This window comes from Lacinutrix sp. YIN62 (assembly GCF_057219185.1).
In genome coordinates this window covers 220,584-238,645 of sequence record NZ_JBXVVH010000001.1, presented here as the reverse complement: position 1 = coordinate 238,645, position 18,062 = coordinate 220,584, and the positions used below count along the sequence as shown (strand labels likewise).

The window sequence follows — 18,062 nt, the reverse complement described above, 5'->3', positions numbered from 1 at the left end:
TAATTTTAATTTTAATTTATAGACAGATAATAACTCTTATTATTTTAAAAGTTATTAATGATAAGAGTCTTGTAAAAACAAGTGTTTAAATTAAAATTGCGGCGGTTGGAATATGTAATCTAAATAACGATTAGAATACAAGGAAATATAATTGACATCTATTTTAGAATTTACAGCTTCTAAATTAAAATGAGTCATTTTATAAACAGAAGGCACTATATTGTGAGCGGTACAAGTACAAATACAAAAGTGACATTCATCGCCACAATTTGAATTCTCAGAATGCCCTTCACCTGTTTCATTATGGTGTTGTTTGTGTTCTGTAGTATCAATATGGTGATTTTCATGAATCGCAGTCCCATCGATTAGATGAGACTCGGGAATCCTTTTATCAGTATCTAAAATAAATGTATCGCCATATGAAAATGTAGATGACATTAAGGTTAACATAGATAGTATGACTGCGATAATTTTCACAATACAAAAGTAGAAATAAAATTAACGTGATGGCATTGTAAAACGTTTTATTAATAATAAGCACTTTAAAAACGCGTAACATACTTATAAATCGAATTCGTATTATATTATTTTAAGTAATATTTAGTCTAAAATTGATATTGTTAATTAAAACCTAAAAGGCAATTATGGGGTTTTTATGCCGTTAATCTCTTTATGAAATTAATTACCATACTCATTTGCTCTATGTTTTTTTATTCTAAAGGATATAGTCAGAACAAAAACATCTATATCTCAAAAAACAATAGTGTTTCTATTCTAAAACTCTATGAGTTCATAAAAAATGGAGATTCAACAGCTATAAAACATAGTAATTATGGTAAAAAGGAAAAGTTAGCACACTGGGATACAATTAATTTTAATCCTTACGAGAATCACATAAAAACGTACCCTTTTCATATTTCGTTTTTAGATACCTTATTTGCATCTCCTATAGAACGCAACAAGATCATAACGTCTCATTATGGATGGCGAAACAAAAAGGCACATAAAGGACTAGATATTGATTTAATTACAGGAGATAATGTTATAGCGATGCTAGACGGTAAAGTGCGTTATGTAAAAACGCGTGCTGGTCATGGTAAAACCATTGTGATTCGCCATTTTAATGGCTTAGAAACAACCTATGCGCACTTATCTAAACAGCTAGTAAAAGTAAATGATTTTGTTAAAAAAGGACAAATTATTGGTAAAGGTGGTACAACAGGGAATGCAAGAGGAAGTCATTTACATCTTGAAATAAGTTATAAAGGCATTCGAATAAACCCAGAATACTTATTCGACTTTGGAAAGCAAAATAAAATAAGAGCAAAAAACATCTGGGTCTCTAAAAAATGGGCTACACCTTTTATTCATAATTCTAAACGGCAAAGTAAGATTACGCTTTGTACAACTTATGATGAAGCACTCTCTAGCGATCAAAATCAAAAAAAAATATACACCGTAAGACGTGGTGATACACTCTCTAAAATATCAAATAAGTATCAAGTTCCTATGGTTAGCTTATGTAAAAATAATGCTATAAGAAAAACCAGTATTCTTAAAGTAGGCCAAAAACTAATTTTAACTCCCTAAGCGTTAATAATAAGTGGTAAAGCCTTATAAAAATAGTATGCTTTTATATTTTATTACTAAGTTTTAAGATTAATAAATATAACTTTTAGAGAATAGCGCTTAATTACGCTCATTTAATATATATTATGCTTATGAAAAAAAAAGAAAAAAAACCTTGGCCAACTAAAGCGGCGATGCAGCAAGTTTATGAAATGAATCTTTGGGGTGCTAACGAATCCGATTTTTATTCAGGAGAAGGCTCACACCACCCAGACATTATAAATCCATATATAGCGGCCATAACATCCTTTTTAACATCGTTTAAGCCTCCTCTTGTTGTCTGTGATCTGGGTTGTGGCGATTTTAATATTGGAAAAGAACTTGTAAAATACACTAGTCGGTATATCGCCATAGATATAGTACCAACACTTATAGCACACAATAAGAAAACATTTAATGCTGAAAACTTAGAGTTCCATTGTTTAGACATTTCAACAGACGATTTACCTACTGGTGATTGTATCATTTTAAGACAAGTATTACAACATTTATCGAATGCTGAAATACAGCGTATAATTAGTAAATTAGATGACTTTAAATATATCATTTTAACAGAACACCTCCCTAAAGAGTCTTTCTTACCGAATAAAGATATTCTTTCAGGACAAGGCACTAGATTAAAAAAACAGAGTGGTTTAAATTTATTAAAGCCTCCTTTTAACTATAACCCAAAAGAAGAAATTCAATTATCATCTGTTATTTTAAAAAATAACAAGGGCATTATAGTAACTACTCTCTATAAAAATTTTTAGTAATAACTAAAAGCACTTAATGATCTTCTGTCATTAGTTTTGTCTTTTTTTGCTTAAAAACATAGGTGTACAACCACATCATTGAAAATGTAGGAATAACATCTAACATTGGTAATGCTTCTTCAATAAAAGAAAAAACAGCTGCTATTCTCCCAGGCTTCCCTTTATATAACTTAGTCATTAAATAAGCTGAAAGCGGCGCCCAAAGAATATCAAATGGAGGGAATATAAAAGACACATACCCCATGGCGTCAAAACACAGACTCATTAACAATTTAACGTACTTATTTGTTGCCTCTAAATTCATTTTAATTTCATTTCACATAGTAAATAACATTAAAAAAAATGAATTAAGATAAATTAGACGTTATTAATTTTAGAAATTCCGTACGCGTTTCAATGTTTTTAAATGCACCTCTAAATCCAGATGTTGTGGTGGTAGAATTTTGTTTTTGCACGCCACGCATCATCATACACATATGTGATGCTTCTATTACAACCGCAACACCTTCTGGTTTTAGTGTATCGTTAATACAATCTAAAATTTGCTCTGTTAAACGCTCTTGTACTTGTAATCGCCTAGAAAAAACATCTACAATTCGTGGTAATTTACTTAATCCTACAATATGTCCATTAGGAATATACGCAATATGTGCTTTTCCAAAAAAAGGTAAAATATGATGTTCGCAAAGCGAGTACAATTCAATATCCTTAACAATTACCATTTCATTATATGACTCTTTAAACATTGCGCTTCTTAAAATTTCGGCAGCATCCTGTTCATATCCCTGTGTTAAGAATTGCATTGCTTTCGCTGCACGTTCTGGTGTTTTTATTAAACCATCACGTTTAGTATCTTCCCCTAAATCTTCAATAATGTTTTTATAACGTTCTCTAACATCATCTGTTACTTTCATACTATATTCTTCAAACTTCTTGTAAGGCATATTTATAGTGTTTTTTCTTTTAGCTTATCGCTATAATATGTTTTTAATTTATTAATTTTTGGATCTATTACAAATTGACAATACCGTTGCGTTTTATTTCTTTCATAAAACGATTGGTGGTCTTCTTCAGCATTATAAAATATATCAAAAGGCGTTATTTCTGTTACAATCTTAGAGTCAAATACGTTCTCCGATTCTAATAGATTTATAAACTGAATTGCTTCTTGTTTTTGTGTTTCTGAATGATAAAAAATAGCAGATCTGTATTGCGTGCCAACATCTGCACCTTGTCTATTTAAAGTAGTCGGATCATGCGTAGCAAAAAAAATCTCCAATAAGGTTCTAAATGAAGTTAACAGAGGGTTAAAATAGATTTGTATCCCTTCTGCATGACCTGTTCTACCTGAACATACCTCTCGATAAGGTGGCTGCTTTATAAAACCTCCTGTATAACCTGAAATAACTTTTTCTACGCCTTCTACTCTGTTAAAAACAGCTTCTGTACACCAAAAGCATCCATTTGCAAATGTAGCAATCTCACTTTCCCCAATTTTCATACTGTAAATTTTGTTAAAAATAAGTCTCTTTTTATGGATTCTCCTTACTTTAAAGCCTTTTTTTAACTTTAATTTATGAAAAAAATTTAACAACAAAAGTAGTTTTGCAACTTAGACTTGCAACAATTAAAAAAAAAAGCAGTCTATACACTATCAATCATTAATCAACCATAACCTAATGAAGCACTTATCCCTACTCATTACTGCTCTATTATTCTCAGTTATTATAAACGCGCAAAATAAAAAAGTGTACCATATTACACGCACACAAACAGCTCCTATTATAGATGGTGTTTTAGACGATCCCATATGGGGAACTGCTCAAATAGCTACAGATTTCATTCAATTTCGACCAGATATAGGTGAATTACTTCCAGAAAGCAAAAAAACAATAGTAAAAATGACATATAATGATAATGCTATTTTTGTTTCTGCATATTTAAAAGATAATCCAGATGAGATTATGCGCCAGTTCACACAAAGAGATAATTTTGGACAATCTGATTTTTTTAGTATTATTTTAAACCCAAACAATGATGCTCAAAATGACACTGAGTTTTTTATCTTTAGTTCTGGTACACAAGCCGATGCTGTTGCGTCCCCTAGTAATGGTGAAGATTTTGGTTGGAATGCCGTTTGGGAAAGCGCCGTAAAACTTGTAGACGATGGTTGGGTTCTAGAAGTTAAAATACCTTACAGTGCATTACGTTTTACTAAACAAGAAAACCCAACTTGGGGGATTCAGTTTCATCGTCATTTTAGAAATAATCGGTCACAATATACTTGGAGTCCTATAGATCCTACAAAAGGCAATATTGGATTATATAATGCCGAATTGATAGGTCTTAAAAATTTACAACCTCCTACGCGTTTAAGCTTTTACCCTTTTGCTTCTGCCGTTGTAGATCGCTTTAATGGAGAGACTAAAGAAGATTATAATCTGGGCTTAGATATTAAATACGGCCTTACAGAGAACTTTACTTTGGATGCAACACTTATTCCCGATTTTAGCCAAGCAGCCTTTGATGATGTAGAATTAAACCTGGGCCCTTTTGAACAGCAATTTTCGGAACAACGTCAATTTTTTAAAGAAGGGGTAGATCTCTTTGGAAAAGGCAATTTATTTTATTCTAGACGTATAGGAGGCAAGCCTAGTGAAGAAGGTGAGTTACTTGATAATGAAGATCTAGAAGGTGATTTGCCTAAAAAAGTGAATACCTTAAATGCTATTAAAGTTTCTGGACGTACAAAAGATGGATTAGGAATAGGTTTTTTTAATGCTATAACAGAAAACACAGAAATAACAATTATAGATACGATTACTAAAAAAACTCGAACGGCAGTAGTAGAACCATTGGCCAATTATAATATTCTAGTGGTAGATCAGCAATTTAACAAAAACTCCTCTGTAAGTCTAATCAATACAAACGTAACAAGAGAAGGTCCTTTTAGAGATGCAAATGTAACCGGACTACTTTTCGATTTAATAAACCAAAAAAACACTTATGGCTTAATTGCAGAAGCAAAAATGAGTGCTTTAAATTTAACCGATGGGAATCAAAATGGCTTTAGTAGTCGTTTGGGTTTCGGAAAAAACAGTGGTAAATACCGCTTTTCGGTAGAACATGAACTCGCTGATAAAAAGTATGATATCAATGATATGGGGCTTCAATTTAGAAATAATTTTAGCGCCTTTAGAGCTAATGCTAACTATCGTATTTTTGAACCTACTAAAACACTAAATGAGTTTAGATTTAATGTAAATGCAAATGTTAATTACCTACACAAACCTAATACATACACGGGTAAAAACTTTAATGTTAATTTTTTTGCCAATCATAAAAGAACTTTGATGGCCTTTGGTGGTTTTTTAGGAACTAATCCTGGGAAGCAATATGATTACTTTGGGCCTAGAGAAGATGGTCGTTATTTTATTTCTGAAAATTGGTTAAATACAGATGTTTGGATCTCCTCTAACTATAATAAAACGTTTGCTTTAGACGCCCGTTTAGGATATGAAACCCTGTTTGAAAAAGACAGAAACTACAATAGTTATTTCTTTGATATAGAGCCTAGATTAAAGCTTAGAGATAAGTTTGTTATGACTTATTCGTTTAAATACGATACAGAATTAAAAGAACGAGGTTATATAGATACCGATGACACTAATATAACCGATATTATTTATGGCCAACGTGATCAAATCACTATTGAGAATAGTATTTCTGCTAATTATAATTTCAATTCTTTTCATGGTATCATACTTAGTTTTAGAAATTATTGGGCATCCGTTCAATACGAAGAGGACTTATTTGCTTTAAAAGAAAACGGGCGTTTAACTAAGGAAAATAATTATATTAAAAGTGATGTTTCAGACCCAGATGTTAATTTTAGTACATGGAATCTAAACCTAACATATTCCTGTCAATTTGCACCCGGAAGTTTGCTTACGGCTCAATATAGAAATCGTATTTTTAACTCTAATGAAAACGGTACACAAAGTTACAATGAGAGCTTAGATGAATTATTAGATCAATCCATTGGTCATACTTTTTCCTTGAAAGTAGTCTATTTCATTGATTATAACAATCTTAAAAACATATTTTCAAAAAAATCTAATACCATTTAATAGTTGTACATCTAATGTTAAAGTAGTATTTTGAAACATTAAATTTTTAAAATGATTAAAGCTAATAATATTCACAAATACTATGACGATCTACATGTTCTTAAAGGAATAGATCTTCATATAAAAAGCGGGGAAGTTGTTTCTATAGTTGGCGCTTCTGGTACCGGAAAAACGACTCTTTTACAAATTTTAGGCACCCTAGATAAAATTTCACAAACAGATAATGGTTCTTTGGTTATTAATAAAAAAGAGATCAATACTTTAACAGAAAAAGGTCTAGCACAATTTAGAAACGAACATATTGGTTTTATTTTTCAATTCCACCAATTATTGCCAGAATTTACAGCTTTAGAAAATGTTTGTATTCCTGCTTTCATAAAAAAAACATCTAAAACTGAAGCCCAAAAACGTGCTAAAGAACTTTTAGATTTCTTAGGATTATCGCATCGTTATCACCATAAACCCAATGAATTGTCTGGTGGCGAACAACAACGGGTCGCTGTAGCTCGTGCATTAATAAACAATCCAGAACTCATATTTGCAGATGAACCTTCTGGAAATTTAGATAGCGAAAGTGCCGAAAACCTTCATAATTTATTTTTTAAATTAAGAGATCAATTTGGTCAAACTTTTGTAATTGTTACTCATAATGAAGATTTAGCTAATTTGGCAGACCGAAAACTCACAATGGTAGATGGACAAATTGTAGACCATTAATTTATGATCTCAACCTTTAACACTATTATACATTATTTAAGAGCTCCAGATGCCATTCCTATTAAAACACTTTCGATAAAGAATAAAGTTATAATTGTATCTCATACCCTTATTATATCCTTAATTATAGGGTTTTTATTAGCCATACTTATTGGTGTTTTATCGCTTAGCACAGGCATAAGTCTTGCGGATCATGCTTCAAACAAACTCTTTGAAAAATACAGTCCATTAATGGTTATATTTATAGCAGCTATAGCAGCGCCTATTATTGAAGAATGTGTTTTTAGAGCCCCTTTAATCCTATTTTCTAAATCAAAAAAAAAGTTTAAATATATTTTTTACACCTTTGCGTTAATATTTGGTTATATACACATTTCTAATTACGAATTAACGTTTAATATTATACTCTTGTCTCCAGTTTTGGTGGCGCCACAAATTTGTTTAGGTCTAATTTTAGGTTATTTAAGAGTAAAATTAGGAATAGCCTATGCTATCTTACTCCATATGACTTATAATGCAATGTTAATTATCCCTGGTGTTCTATTTATGACTATTTAAAATTAGTTCGTATTAATGAATTAATAAACTATTTGTAAATTGCCTTTAGCAAACCAATACACCCCATAATGCTTTTAATACTATTTTCTTGGTGTTATGTTTTTATAACAAGTTTAATTATTGGTGTTTCTATAAAACACCTCCTAAAACTAAATGACTTAGATAGTATAATTATATTACTTTTTGGGCTTTTTGGTGTTACTCTTTTTACAGGTTTTTGGGCTATCTTTTTTCCTGTTAATGGCACTTATCAAGTCATACAAATACTCCTCATTTCTCTTTTATTATTCGCTTTTAAAACTCCCATAAAAAAAGAATTATTAAACATAAAGCAATCCTTTAATCAGTTTTCTTCTTTTTTTAAAGCTATTTTTTTTGTATTAATACTATTAGCCTTAGCGCAATGCGCATCACCTCCTTTTATTATTGATAACGAATCATACTACATCCAAACTATTAAATGGCTTAATAATTATGGTTTTGTAAAAGGTTTAGTTAATCTGCATTTGTTTTTAGGCCAAACCTCTGGTTGGCATATTTTACAGAGTGCTTTTAATTTTTATTATGCCTACCACGCTTTAAATGATATTAGTGGCTTTTGTTTATTACTTGCTAACTTTTATGCCTTTACTAGATTAAACATATATAAGCAAAGCAAAACAAAGGATCCTCTAGATCTCATTATAGGATTATTCCCTTTATTAAACGTATTCTTCTTTCAATTTATTGGGGCGCCTTCTGCCGATATCGCCATTTATACTATAGCCTTAATTGTTTTTCATCAATTCATTATTTGTTTTTCTAGCTATAATAAGGAAGCCTTTTTAACCATAGTAATACTATCCATTTTTTCTTCTTTGGTAAAGCTTTCTGGAGTTTTTATCATGCTTCTTGGACTTATTATTTATTGTAAATATTATAAAATAACCAAAAAATCAAGCCCTTTAATACTTAGTATAGGCTGTATTGCATTGGTTTTATTGGTTGTTAAAAACAGTATCCTTACAGGGAATATTATTTACCCCTTACCTAACTTTAAAGCCTTGAACACGAGTTGGAGTCTCCCTAAAAGCATCGTAACGTATATTACAAATTATTCAAAAGCAAGTGGTTTTGGCCTAACGATTGAAGCTTATGAAAATGCAACAACAATAACGCTTTTAAAAAAATGGCTTACTTTACCCAAACTCCATGGTTTCTTCAATAAATTAATGCTATTATTTATAAGCGTTTTCCCTTTTATTATTTGGAAATATAAGTATAAAAGTGCGATGCTTTATATTTATGGTTTAGCGCTATTGAATCTTTTTATCTTATTTACATTAGCACCGCAATACCGGTTTTATTTTTCGTTCTTAATGTTATTTATATTAATTAGTTTCGCTTTGTTTTTAAAACAAAAAAAGCTTATAAACATGGCTATTATTAGCGCCTTAATACTAACGGCAATCCCTTTATTTTATCCTGTTAATCATTCTAATTTAACAAATACAAAATACCATACAGTCTCAAGTACATTTGCCTTTAGCTACCTTATTACTCCTCATAAAAACACAAGATACAGTACCGATTTTGAAATTCTAACCATAGAAAACCTACAACTAAAAACGCCTACTAAAATTGATTTCTTTTGGGGAACAGGAGACCTTCCTTTACCCGCCCTAAACGAACAACAACTCGATTATTTTAGCACCTATTTTAATAGTATTCCGCAATTACGAGGAGACAATTTAGAAGATGGCTTTTACTCTAAAAACCTTTTAGATGACTAAAGCAGAGCTTAAAGACTTCCTGGACTTAAAAGTCGAACAATATAATACTATAAATTTTATTGAGAGCGACCCCATATTAATCCCACATCAGTTTAGTAAAACAGAAGATATTGAAATTTCTGGATTTTTAAGTGCAACAATTGCTTGGGGCAACCGTAAGAGTATTATTAACAATGCGAATAAAATGATGGTACTGTTGGATCACTCCCCTTATGATTTTGTAATAAATCACAAAAAAACAGATCTAGAACAACTAAAACCATTTGTTCACCGTACTTTTAACGGTTTAGATTTTATCACTTTTATACAAGGCTTACAACATATTTATAACGCCCATAACGGTCTAGAAGCCGTATTCGCTAAATATACCAATAAGTACTCTTTACAAACAGCTATTCATTATTTTAAACAACATTTTTTTGAAATCGAACATTTACAACGTACACAAAAACATATCAGTGATCCTTTTAAAAACTCGGCAGCAAAAAGAATCAATATGTTTTTACGCTGGATGGTACGCAAGGATAATTCTGGAGTAGATTTTGGTCTTTGGGAAAGTATTTCTCCTACCCTTTTATCTTGCCCTTTAGATGTCCATTCTGGTAATGTAGCTAGAAAATTAGGATTACTTAAGCGTAAACAAAATGATGGAAAATCAGTATTAGAATTAGATATGGCACTTAAAACACTAGATCCTGATGACCCTTCAAAATATGACTTTGCGCTTTTTGGCTTAGGTATTTTTGAAGATTTTTGATTTTTAATCAGTTATTTCACCTATAAACAATCAAAATATAACCTATTAACTAAATATTAAGCCGTTCCTCTATTTCTTTAACTTGCGTATGGTTGTCTAATGTTTGTTTTTATATATTTGTTTATATCCTAACAAAACCAAACCAACTAATATTAAATGAAGCACTCTTTTCAATTCAATAAATCACACATTAAAACTGTTTTTCATGATAAATTAGATATTAAAAATATTTCTATTAAAAATAAAAATGATGTTTATAATGCTGTTAGTATTTTATTAAGCTATATCGAATTAGAAGACTTTTTCACACCTTTAGAATGCTCTTACAATTTTTTTAATAGTCAGGTCCTTTTCCAATTAAAATTGCAAGACATAAAAGAAAAGAAAGATTTTTTTGTAGCTATAAAAAAGTTTGAAACTTTTATGGGCGATAAATAGCTTAAATACAATATATATATTTACAAATACAAACGTATAAATATTAATTAACTTACCTCATATAGTCTAGTATTACAGAAATAGATGTATACTCTTAATAAGCGTTCACACAGAAATTATTGTTTTTTGTGTGAACTTAAAACAATTAAGTAAAATAAACCTACGCCTCCTTAAAGTATATAAATTCCGTTTCTAATCCGTAACTTTGTTGTATAGAAAAAAGTCACGATAATAAAGAAAAATTCCTTGAATGAAATTAAGGAAAGGGAAAATGATAAACATTCACAATAAAATATTGCAAGATTTAGAATTCTCTACTGTTTTGCAACAAGTAAGTGAGTATTGCATCACAAATTTAGGACATGCAAAAGCTCTAGACATATCGCCATATAAAGATAAAAACACTCTCATTAAAGCCTTACAGCTTACTAATGAATATGTATCCTCTTATTATAACGATAATCGAATCCCTAATCACGGTTTCGATATTATTGCTAAAGAATTGCAATTATTACGTATTGAAAATACCTATTTAGAAACCCATAGTTTAAAAAAATTAGTTTCTATTTCAATTACCAGTAATGAAATTATTACTTTTTTTAAAAAATTTGAAGAGTATTATCCAGGGTTAAATGCGTATGCATCAACTCTTGAGGTCACTAAAGCTATTATTGAAAAAGTAGACAGTATTGTTGATAGATTTGGAGATGTAAAAAATAATGCCTCTGTTTTATTATATGAAATTAGACAAAGCTTAGGATTGTTAAAAGGCAAAATAAACTCTAGTTTTACTTCTGCCTTAAACATGTATCATAACCTAGAATATCTAGATGAGATTAGAGAATCTGTTGTAGATAACAAACGTGTTTTAGCAGTAAAAGCAATGTATCGCCGAAAAGTTAAGGGCGCCATAATGGGAGGTAGTAAAACAGGTAGTATTGTTTATATAGAACCCGAAGCAACCTTACAACATACTCGTGAGCTTAATAATTTAGAATATGAAGAGAGTGAAGAAATTGTTAGAATATTAAAAGAAGTTACCAATTATTTACGGAATTTCTCACCGCTTTTAGAACAATACCAAAGCTTTCTTACAGAAATAGACGTTATTTCGGCTAAAGCTAAATATGCAAAATCTATGAATGCCATTCTTCCTGAGATTACAGAAGAAAAGCATTTATATTTAAGAGAAGCTTACCATCCTATACTCTATTTAAACAATCTAAAATTAAAAGAGAAAACATTTCCTCAAACTATAGAACTTAGCAAAGAGAGTCGTATTATAGTAATTTCTGGACCAAATGCTGGAGGAAAAAGTATCACGCTAAAAACGGTAGGCTTATTACAATTAATGCTTCAAAGTGGGATGCTTATACCTGTACATGAACGTAGTAAAATAAGTGTATTCGACAGAATATTAACAGATATCGGTGACAACCAATCAATTGAAAATCACCTAAGTACCTATAGTTACAGACTAAAACAAATGAATTATTTCTTAAAAAAGTGTAATAAAAACACGCTTTTTTTAATTGATGAATTTGGAACAGGGTCCGACCCTGAATTGGGAGGTGCTTTAGCCGAAACCTTTTTAGAAGAATTCTATTCACGAAGCGCCTTTGGCATCATAACAACTCATTATGCTAACCTTAAAGTATTGGCAACCGAAAAAGAAGAGATGATTAATGCCAATATGCTATTCGATGAACGGACATTAGAACCTATGTACAAGCTGGTTATAGGACAAGCAGGGAGCTCTTTTACCTTTGAAGTTGCACAAAAAAACGGAATCCCTTATAGCTTAATAAATCGTGCAAAAAAGAAAATAGAACGCTCCAAAGTACGCTTTGATGCCACCATAGCTAAACTTCAAAAAGAACGTAGCAAACTAGAAAAAACATCCAAGTCACTTAAAGTAAACGAAAAGAAAAAACAAACTGAGGCCGATAAGTTAGAATCTATAAATAACAAAATACAAAAGAAACTAGAAAACTATCAAGAACTATACGATAGTAATCAACGTTTAATCTACCTAGGTCAAAAAGTAAACGATATTAGCGAAAAATACTTTGAGACCAAAAAAAAGAAAGACTTAATGTCTGAATTGTTTAGATTGGTACAAATTGAAAACTCTAAACGTAAAAAGGTATCTACAAAACAAAAGAAAGCCATTAAGGCAAAAGAAATAGAAATAAAAAAAGAAGCAGAAATAACAGTTGAAGTTATCCGTAAAAAAAAGAAAGAAGCCAAAAGAAAAGAAATAAAAATTGAAGCTCCTAAACCCGTATTAAAAATTGGAGATCGTGTAAGAATGCAAGACGGTAGAGCAATAGGCAGTATTGATACCATAGAAAAAGGAAAAGCCATTGTTAATTATGGTATTTTCACAACAAATGTTAATGTGGATTTATTAGAATTAGTCGAAGCACTTAAATAGTTTTATATCTTTGACTTGTTTTTTATACCGCATTCATTTATAATGACAGATACTATTTACTAAATGAACATAAATTTACCACAACATAAAAAATTAATCCTATTCGATGGGGTATGCAACCTATGTAACACAACTGTTCAGTATGTAATAAAACAGGATAAGCATGATGTTTTTCGTTTTGCATCACTCCAAAGTCATGTTGGCCAGCAAATAATAAGCACCTTTAATATAGATCCCTCTAAAACGGATTCTATTCTATTGTATTCTCCAGAAAATGGCTTAAAAACTAAATCTTCAGCAGCATTATATATTGCGAAACATTTAGGGTTTCCCTATAATGCAATGAGCCTTTTTCTTATTATTCCTCCAATTATAAGAAATATGGTTTATGATTATATTGCCAAAAATAGATATAAATGGTATGGAAAAAAAGAGTCCTGTATGTTGCCAACAAAGGCACTTAAGTCTAAGTTTTTAGACTAATTTAAAGTTTACACTGTTGTTAAATATTTAGTTTTTATGGCATGAAAGTCCTATAACTGGCTGATGTTTTAACATATCACTCCAAAAATCAATTCCAAAAGCATCTTTTCCTTCTGGAGATAGTTCTGTATTATGCCATTGAACATTTGATAGTCCTGCCTGTTTTAAAGCTATATTATGTGTGCTTTTTTCAAGATGGTAATTAACAACTTCAATATGACTCCCATCAGATTGGTAAAAACGATAGACCACTTCTCCTCCTTCCAAGTAGTTTTCATTTTCGCGTGTAAAACCATATTTAGATAAAGTACTTACAGGCGCTCTATAATCCGGATTGCTATTAATTGTTATAAAACGTCCTCCGGGATTTAAATGTTTTGAGATAACCGTTCCGAATTGAATGAGTTCTTCAACGTTTTTAGCATAATTAAGCAAATATGAAGCGGTAATAAGGTCGTATTTATTATTTAAATCTAAATTCAAAACATTATGCTCATAATACGTAATTCCAAGAGGGTTGGCTTCCTCTGCCGTACGCGCAAGCTGAATCATTGCTTTTGATATATCTACTCCAGCAACACTATATGCGCCTCTTTGCTTTAACTGTCTACAATAAAACCCTTCTCCACAAGCCAAGTCAAGTACCTTTTTATTGGATAAATCTCCTACCAAATTAAATAAAGAGTAAGCCTCTATATGTTTTCGCCATGGTTCCATTTTAGAGAATTGATATTCCTTTGCTATAGTATTGTAATCTGTTCCCATACTTAAATCATTAACCTGTTTATTATTTTAGTGAAAATGCATCATCCGTTTGTATCGCTAAAATCTATTAATTATTTTGTTTCTTATTTTGACAAGCCTATACTACATTCCTTACACAGAACGCCTCCTTTTCACCTTATTAAACCTCAACTAATTAGTTATGAGTAAAATAAATCTGTGTTTTTATATTGATGAATCTTAAGTTTTTTATTATCGAAGACAACTTAAATACTTTTACCTGTTATAATATATTTTTTTTAAGAAATATATTTGATTCATAATAAAGCAAACAAGAAGTTACACTCTGTATCGGTTTAAGAAAAACTAAGTATAAATATTGAACATAATTATATGCGATTATTCTATAATATAGAGCACTTAAACGGAGTCCCAAGGAATTCTTTAGATTAAGGTTATTTCTTTTCTTATCTTTATAACTTCAGTGTTGAATACTATTTTAAAAATCAAAATAAATACTTAAATTCATTAATAAAACCAACCCATGAAAAAAGCATTTTCACTTATACTTTTAACTTTAATTTTCGCATGTAACTCTGAAAAAAAAGCGGATAATGAGAGTAAAACGATCACGACCTCAAATCCAAAAAACGAGGCAAAAATAAATTCTAATATTGTTTCAGAATTCTTAGCTGATACAAAATCCTTAGAGCAGGTTAAAGGCGAAAACCCTATTTCCTTATTCCAAAAATTTGCCGAAGATAAAGCCAGTAAGATTTTAATGGTTTCTAAAGATAACATTAAAGATATATTATCATTAGCAAAAGAATACAAAACTTGTGTTATTACTACGGGAAACCACACCATTGTTAAAATAACAGACCTAAACAATTGCAAAGAGTCTGGCGCTTGGGGAGCTTGCATGCCTTTTGCTAATGGTTATATAAAAAAAGGAAAGCTCATCGCACAAAAAGATTATATTAACAATATTATAGGTATTCCCGACTCTCAAGGAAGAAAAGCCTATCTATTTAATTAAAAGATTGACTTCCTTTAATTTTACTATATTAATTGGTTAATACCTGCTTTATAATATAAAACCCTAAAGACATATTAAAAACTCAAAGCTCCTTTTAAGGGGCTTTTTTACAACACGTTATTTTAATATACTATAGATATTTACACTTAAATTAAGTAACATACATTAAAAAAACAACAATTATTGGTGTATCTTGTAATATCACTAAAAATCATAAATGCACCAGAAAATATAATCACTTAAAACAAATAAACGAACATCTATTATAGTGTATGAAAAAAATAAAATGGATACTGTTCTTTTTAATAATCAATTTTAGCGGATTAGCATTAGGAAGTTGGCTTATGGATAATGGGCCTCTATCGCATTGGTATCTAAACTTAAATAAAGCCCCATGGACACCTCCTGGCTGGGTTTTTGGTGTAGCCTGGACTGTAATAATGCTTTGTTTTTCCATTTATATAGGGTATTTATTTATAACAGCTAATACCATTAAATCTAAAGTATTATTTGTAATACAAGTTTTTTTAAATGTTATTTGGAACTATGTTTTTTTTAATCAGCATTTAATAAATTTAGGCCTAATCGTAATTGTTATATTAAATGGTCTTATTTTATATTTTTTCTTCACCTACTTTAAGACTTTAAAAAATATCAGCTATTTATTACTCCCTTATATTATATGGCTATTAATCGCAAGCTCTCTAAATGCCTATGTTGTATTGAATAATTAAAAAGAATAAATCATATAAGTTCTATGAAGCTATATCAATTACATAAAAAACAAAACCTTCCTATTACCAAGGAACAGGCTTGGCGTTTTTTATCGAACCCTAACAATTTAAAAACCATAACTCCAGATTATATGGGTTTTAAAATACTCTCTGGGGCAGAAAAACCGATGTTTGCAGGACAGATTATCCAATACCTTGTAACACCTGTATGGGGAATAAAAACCAAATGGGTAACAGAAATTACACATATGGAAAAGGGTAACTATTTTATAGACGAACAGCGATTTGGCCCTTATACATTGTGGCATCATAAGCATTTTTTAAAAACAATTAAAGGAGGTGTTGAAATGGAAGATATTATAGATTATAAACTCCCTCTAGGAATCTTAGGTCAGCTTGCACATCCGTTTATAGTTAAACCAAAATTAAAAGAAATTTTTGATTATCGTTCCAAGAAACTAGAAGCTCTTTTTGGGAAATACAGAGGCTTAATATAGACTGAATGCAACTAATAGGCTAAAAAAAGACAATTCTTACGACAAGATTAAAACTTTAGTTTAGATATGAAACAAAAAGTGAATATTTTCTGGTTTCGTCGCGATTTGCGATTAGAAGACAATAGAGGCTTGTACGAGGCTTTAAAATCTGACAAACCTGTATTACCTATTTTTATTTTTGATAAAAATATTTTAGATAAACTACCTAAAGCTGATCCTCGTGTCATATTTATTTACAATACAATACTAACTTTAAGTAATAAACTAAAACAAACTTATAATTCGGGAATAGCAATGTATTATGGTAATCCCAAAAATATTGTTACAGACCTACTTGTAAAATACAGTATTGCTGCAGTCTATACAAACACAGACTATGAACCCTATGCTACAGCAAGAGATCTGGCTATAGAAACGCTACTAGCCTCTAAAGGCATTGCTTTTAAAAGCTTCAAAGATCAAGTTATTTTTGAAAAAAATGACATTGTAAAAAAAGACAGAAGCCCTTATAAAGTTTATACGCCATATTCAAAAAAATGGATAGATATTTATAGTTTAAAAAAAACACTTTTTTATCCTTCGGAAACATTACTTCATCAAACGTTAAAAAGTAATTATTTACCGCATCTTTCTATAAATGCTATTGGCTTTATAACAAGTCCGCTAAAAATGCCGCCATATACCCTAAGTACAAACTTAATAAACAACTATGAAGCGACTCGCAATTTCCCTGCTCAAGATAGCACTTCTAAATTAAGTGTTTATCTTCGTTTTGGAATTATTAGTATTAGAAAAGTAACAGATAAAGCTGCTAAACAAAATAATACCACCTTTTTAAAAGAGCTAATTTGGCGGGAGTTTTTTATGCAAATTCTTTGGCATTTTCCATATACTACAACAAATAGTTTTAAGCCTAAATACGACCGTATTAAATGGCGTAACAATAAATCTGAATTTAAAAAATGGTGCGCTGGAGAAACAGGCTATCCTCTAGTTGACGCTGGAATGCGCCAGTTAAACCAAACTGGTTTTATGCACAATCGTGTTCGCATGGTGGTTGCTAGTTTTTTGTGTAAACATTTATTAATAGATTGGCGTTGGGGAGAAGCTTATTTCGCATTAAAACTTCACGATTATGACTTATCCAGTAACGTTGGTAACTGGCAATGGGTTGCTGGTTGTGGTGTAGATGCAGCACCATATTTTAGAATTTTTAATCCAACAACTCAAATTAAAAAATTTGACAAAGAATTGATCTACATCAATAAATGGGTACCGAATTTACAGCAATTATCTTACCCTACTCCTATTGTAGATCATAAAATAGCGCGTGAACGCTGTTTAGAAGCGTATAAAAAAGCACTAAGCTAAGCTATAAAAACAAACTTACATA

General features: G+C 30.5%; 19 protein-coding genes. 14 read left to right on the top strand and 5 right to left on the bottom strand.

All coding sequences use genetic code 11. The annotated features are described in order from the left end of the window. Positions 1-90: 90 nt before the first annotated feature. The gene (locus tag AC2D8I_RS01000) at positions 91-438 is read right to left on the bottom strand and encodes a hypothetical protein (protein WP_484704118.1); all 348 of its coding nucleotides are present in this window, start codon (positions 436-438) and stop codon (positions 91-93) included. 234 nt (positions 439-672) lie between these two features. On the opposite strand from AC2D8I_RS01000, the gene AC2D8I_RS00995 reads away from it, so the two are divergent. Together AC2D8I_RS00995 and AC2D8I_RS00990 are read left to right on the top strand one after the other, a co-directional pair. Further along, on the top strand, positions 673-1,590 hold the full coding sequence (locus tag AC2D8I_RS00995) for a peptidoglycan DD-metalloendopeptidase family protein (protein WP_484704117.1): 918 nt from the start codon (positions 673-675) through the stop codon (positions 1,588-1,590). Between the two features lie 131 nt (positions 1,591-1,721). After that, positions 1,722-2,381: a class I SAM-dependent methyltransferase gene (locus AC2D8I_RS00990; RefSeq protein WP_484704116.1), complete on the top strand. Its 660-nt coding sequence runs from the start codon at positions 1,722-1,724 to the stop codon at positions 2,379-2,381. Positions 2,382-2,397: 16 nt separating this feature from the next. On the opposite strand, the gene AC2D8I_RS00985 is transcribed toward AC2D8I_RS00990, so the two are convergent. Genes AC2D8I_RS00985 through msrA form a run of 3 tightly spaced genes read right to left on the bottom strand, consistent with a single transcriptional unit; the run spans position 2,398 to position 3,885 of the window. Next, entirely contained in the window at positions 2,398-2,688 is a 291-nt protein-coding gene (locus AC2D8I_RS00985) for a hypothetical protein (RefSeq protein ID WP_484704115.1), read from the bottom strand. Between the two features lie 43 nt (positions 2,689-2,731). After that, positions 2,732-3,328: a GTP cyclohydrolase I FolE gene (gene folE, locus AC2D8I_RS00980; RefSeq protein WP_484704114.1), complete on the bottom strand. Its 597-nt coding sequence runs from the start codon at positions 3,326-3,328 to the stop codon at positions 2,732-2,734. Positions 3,329-3,330: 2 nt separating this feature from the next. Then, positions 3,331-3,885, bottom strand: coding sequence for a peptide-methionine (S)-S-oxide reductase MsrA (gene msrA / locus AC2D8I_RS00975; protein ID WP_484704113.1), 555 nt, complete (start codon positions 3,883-3,885; stop codon positions 3,331-3,333). Between the two features lie 178 nt (positions 3,886-4,063). Between msrA and AC2D8I_RS00970 the strand changes: the two genes are divergently transcribed. The 8 genes from AC2D8I_RS00970 to AC2D8I_RS00935 all read left to right on the top strand — a co-directional run bounded on the left by AC2D8I_RS00970 (position 4,064) and on the right by AC2D8I_RS00935 (position 13,676). Beyond that, positions 4,064-6,514: a DUF5916 domain-containing protein gene (locus tag AC2D8I_RS00970; protein WP_484704112.1), complete on the top strand. Its 2,451-nt coding sequence runs from the start codon at positions 4,064-4,066 to the stop codon at positions 6,512-6,514. 51 nt (positions 6,515-6,565) lie between these two features. After that, complete coding sequence (locus tag AC2D8I_RS00965) at positions 6,566-7,231, top strand: ABC transporter ATP-binding protein (protein ID WP_484704111.1); 666 nt, start codon at positions 6,566-6,568, stop codon at positions 7,229-7,231. 3 nt (positions 7,232-7,234) lie between these two features. Continuing rightward, positions 7,235-7,789, top strand: a complete 555-nt coding sequence (locus AC2D8I_RS00960; RefSeq protein WP_484704110.1) for a CPBP family glutamic-type intramembrane protease — start codon at positions 7,235-7,237, stop codon at positions 7,787-7,789. 68 nt (positions 7,790-7,857) lie between these two features. Next, complete coding sequence (locus AC2D8I_RS00955) at positions 7,858-9,561, top strand: DUF8201 family protein (RefSeq protein WP_484704109.1); 1,704 nt, start codon at positions 7,858-7,860, stop codon at positions 9,559-9,561. Continuing rightward, positions 9,554-10,318 carry a TIGR02757 family protein gene (locus tag AC2D8I_RS00950; RefSeq protein ID WP_484704108.1) on the top strand — a complete coding sequence of 255 codons (765 nt, stop codon included), beginning with the start codon at positions 9,554-9,556 and terminating at the stop codon, positions 10,316-10,318. Before AC2D8I_RS00955 ends, AC2D8I_RS00950 begins: the two co-directional genes overlap by 8 nt. A gap of 156 nt (positions 10,319-10,474) precedes the next feature. Then, on the top strand, positions 10,475-10,756 hold the full coding sequence (locus AC2D8I_RS00945) for a hypothetical protein (protein ID WP_484704107.1): 282 nt from the start codon (positions 10,475-10,477) through the stop codon (positions 10,754-10,756). A 271-nt stretch (positions 10,757-11,027) separates the two neighbouring features. After that, positions 11,028-13,193 carry an endonuclease MutS2 gene (locus AC2D8I_RS00940; RefSeq protein ID WP_484704213.1) on the top strand — a complete coding sequence of 722 codons (2,166 nt, stop codon included), beginning with the start codon at positions 11,028-11,030 and terminating at the stop codon, positions 13,191-13,193. A gap of 63 nt (positions 13,194-13,256) precedes the next feature. Continuing rightward, positions 13,257-13,676 carry a thiol-disulfide oxidoreductase DCC family protein gene (locus AC2D8I_RS00935; protein ID WP_484704106.1) on the top strand — a complete coding sequence of 140 codons (420 nt, stop codon included), beginning with the start codon at positions 13,257-13,259 and terminating at the stop codon, positions 13,674-13,676. A gap of 27 nt (positions 13,677-13,703) precedes the next feature. On the opposite strand, the gene AC2D8I_RS00930 is transcribed toward AC2D8I_RS00935, so the two are convergent. Then, positions 13,704-14,441, bottom strand: a complete 738-nt coding sequence (locus AC2D8I_RS00930; RefSeq protein ID WP_484704105.1) for a class I SAM-dependent methyltransferase — start codon at positions 14,439-14,441, stop codon at positions 13,704-13,706. 502 nt (positions 14,442-14,943) lie between these two features. On the opposite strand from AC2D8I_RS00930, the gene AC2D8I_RS00925 reads away from it, so the two are divergent. From AC2D8I_RS00925 to AC2D8I_RS00910, 4 genes are all read left to right on the top strand, one after another. Beyond that, positions 14,944-15,438 carry a hypothetical protein gene (locus AC2D8I_RS00925; RefSeq protein ID WP_484704104.1) on the top strand — a complete coding sequence of 165 codons (495 nt, stop codon included), beginning with the start codon at positions 14,944-14,946 and terminating at the stop codon, positions 15,436-15,438. Positions 15,439-15,710: 272 nt separating this feature from the next. After that, complete coding sequence (locus AC2D8I_RS00920) at positions 15,711-16,172, top strand: TspO/MBR family protein (protein ID WP_484704103.1); 462 nt, start codon at positions 15,711-15,713, stop codon at positions 16,170-16,172. 23 nt (positions 16,173-16,195) lie between these two features. After that, complete coding sequence (locus AC2D8I_RS00915; protein WP_484704102.1) at positions 16,196-16,669, top strand: SRPBCC family protein; 474 nt, start codon at positions 16,196-16,198, stop codon at positions 16,667-16,669. Between the two features lie 66 nt (positions 16,670-16,735). Beyond that, positions 16,736-18,040, top strand: a complete 1,305-nt coding sequence (locus AC2D8I_RS00910) for a cryptochrome/photolyase family protein (RefSeq protein WP_484704101.1) — start codon at positions 16,736-16,738, stop codon at positions 18,038-18,040. Positions 18,041-18,062 lie beyond the last annotated feature (22 nt).

What these genes read in the sequence shown, in the direction of transcription:
- AC2D8I_RS01000 (WP_484704118.1), bottom strand. Translation starts at nt 438, where the DNA reads ATGTCATCTACATTTTCATATGGCGATACATTTATTTTAGATACTGAT.
- AC2D8I_RS00995 (WP_484704117.1), top strand. Translation starts at nt 673, where the DNA reads ATGAAATTAATTACCATACTCATTTGCTCTATGTTTTTTTATTCTAAA.
- AC2D8I_RS00990 (WP_484704116.1), top strand. Translation starts at nt 1,722, where the DNA reads ATGAAAAAAAAAGAAAAAAAACCTTGGCCAACTAAAGCGGCGATGCAG.
- AC2D8I_RS00985 (WP_484704115.1), bottom strand. Translation starts at nt 2,688, where the DNA reads ATGAATTTAGAGGCAACAAATAAGTACGTTAAATTGTTAATGAGTCTG.
- folE (WP_484704114.1), bottom strand. Translation starts at nt 3,328, where the DNA reads ATGCCTTACAAGAAGTTTGAAGAATATAGTATGAAAGTAACAGATGAT.
- msrA (WP_484704113.1), bottom strand. Translation starts at nt 3,885, where the DNA reads ATGAAAATTGGGGAAAGTGAGATTGCTACATTTGCAAATGGATGCTTT.
- AC2D8I_RS00970 (WP_484704112.1), top strand. Translation starts at nt 4,064, where the DNA reads ATGAAGCACTTATCCCTACTCATTACTGCTCTATTATTCTCAGTTATT.
- AC2D8I_RS00965 (WP_484704111.1), top strand. Translation starts at nt 6,566, where the DNA reads ATGATTAAAGCTAATAATATTCACAAATACTATGACGATCTACATGTT.
- AC2D8I_RS00960 (WP_484704110.1), top strand. Translation starts at nt 7,235, where the DNA reads ATGATCTCAACCTTTAACACTATTATACATTATTTAAGAGCTCCAGAT.
- AC2D8I_RS00955 (WP_484704109.1), top strand. Translation starts at nt 7,858, where the DNA reads ATGCTTTTAATACTATTTTCTTGGTGTTATGTTTTTATAACAAGTTTA.
- AC2D8I_RS00950 (WP_484704108.1), top strand. Translation starts at nt 9,554, where the DNA reads ATGACTAAAGCAGAGCTTAAAGACTTCCTGGACTTAAAAGTCGAACAA.
- AC2D8I_RS00945 (WP_484704107.1), top strand. Translation starts at nt 10,475, where the DNA reads ATGAAGCACTCTTTTCAATTCAATAAATCACACATTAAAACTGTTTTT.
- AC2D8I_RS00940 (WP_484704213.1), top strand. Translation starts at nt 11,028, where the DNA reads ATGATAAACATTCACAATAAAATATTGCAAGATTTAGAATTCTCTACT.
- AC2D8I_RS00935 (WP_484704106.1), top strand. Translation starts at nt 13,257, where the DNA reads ATGAACATAAATTTACCACAACATAAAAAATTAATCCTATTCGATGGG.
- AC2D8I_RS00930 (WP_484704105.1), bottom strand. Translation starts at nt 14,441, where the DNA reads ATGGGAACAGATTACAATACTATAGCAAAGGAATATCAATTCTCTAAA.
- AC2D8I_RS00925 (WP_484704104.1), top strand. Translation starts at nt 14,944, where the DNA reads ATGAAAAAAGCATTTTCACTTATACTTTTAACTTTAATTTTCGCATGT.
- AC2D8I_RS00920 (WP_484704103.1), top strand. Translation starts at nt 15,711, where the DNA reads ATGAAAAAAATAAAATGGATACTGTTCTTTTTAATAATCAATTTTAGC.
- AC2D8I_RS00915 (WP_484704102.1), top strand. Translation starts at nt 16,196, where the DNA reads ATGAAGCTATATCAATTACATAAAAAACAAAACCTTCCTATTACCAAG.
- AC2D8I_RS00910 (WP_484704101.1), top strand. Translation starts at nt 16,736, where the DNA reads ATGAAACAAAAAGTGAATATTTTCTGGTTTCGTCGCGATTTGCGATTA.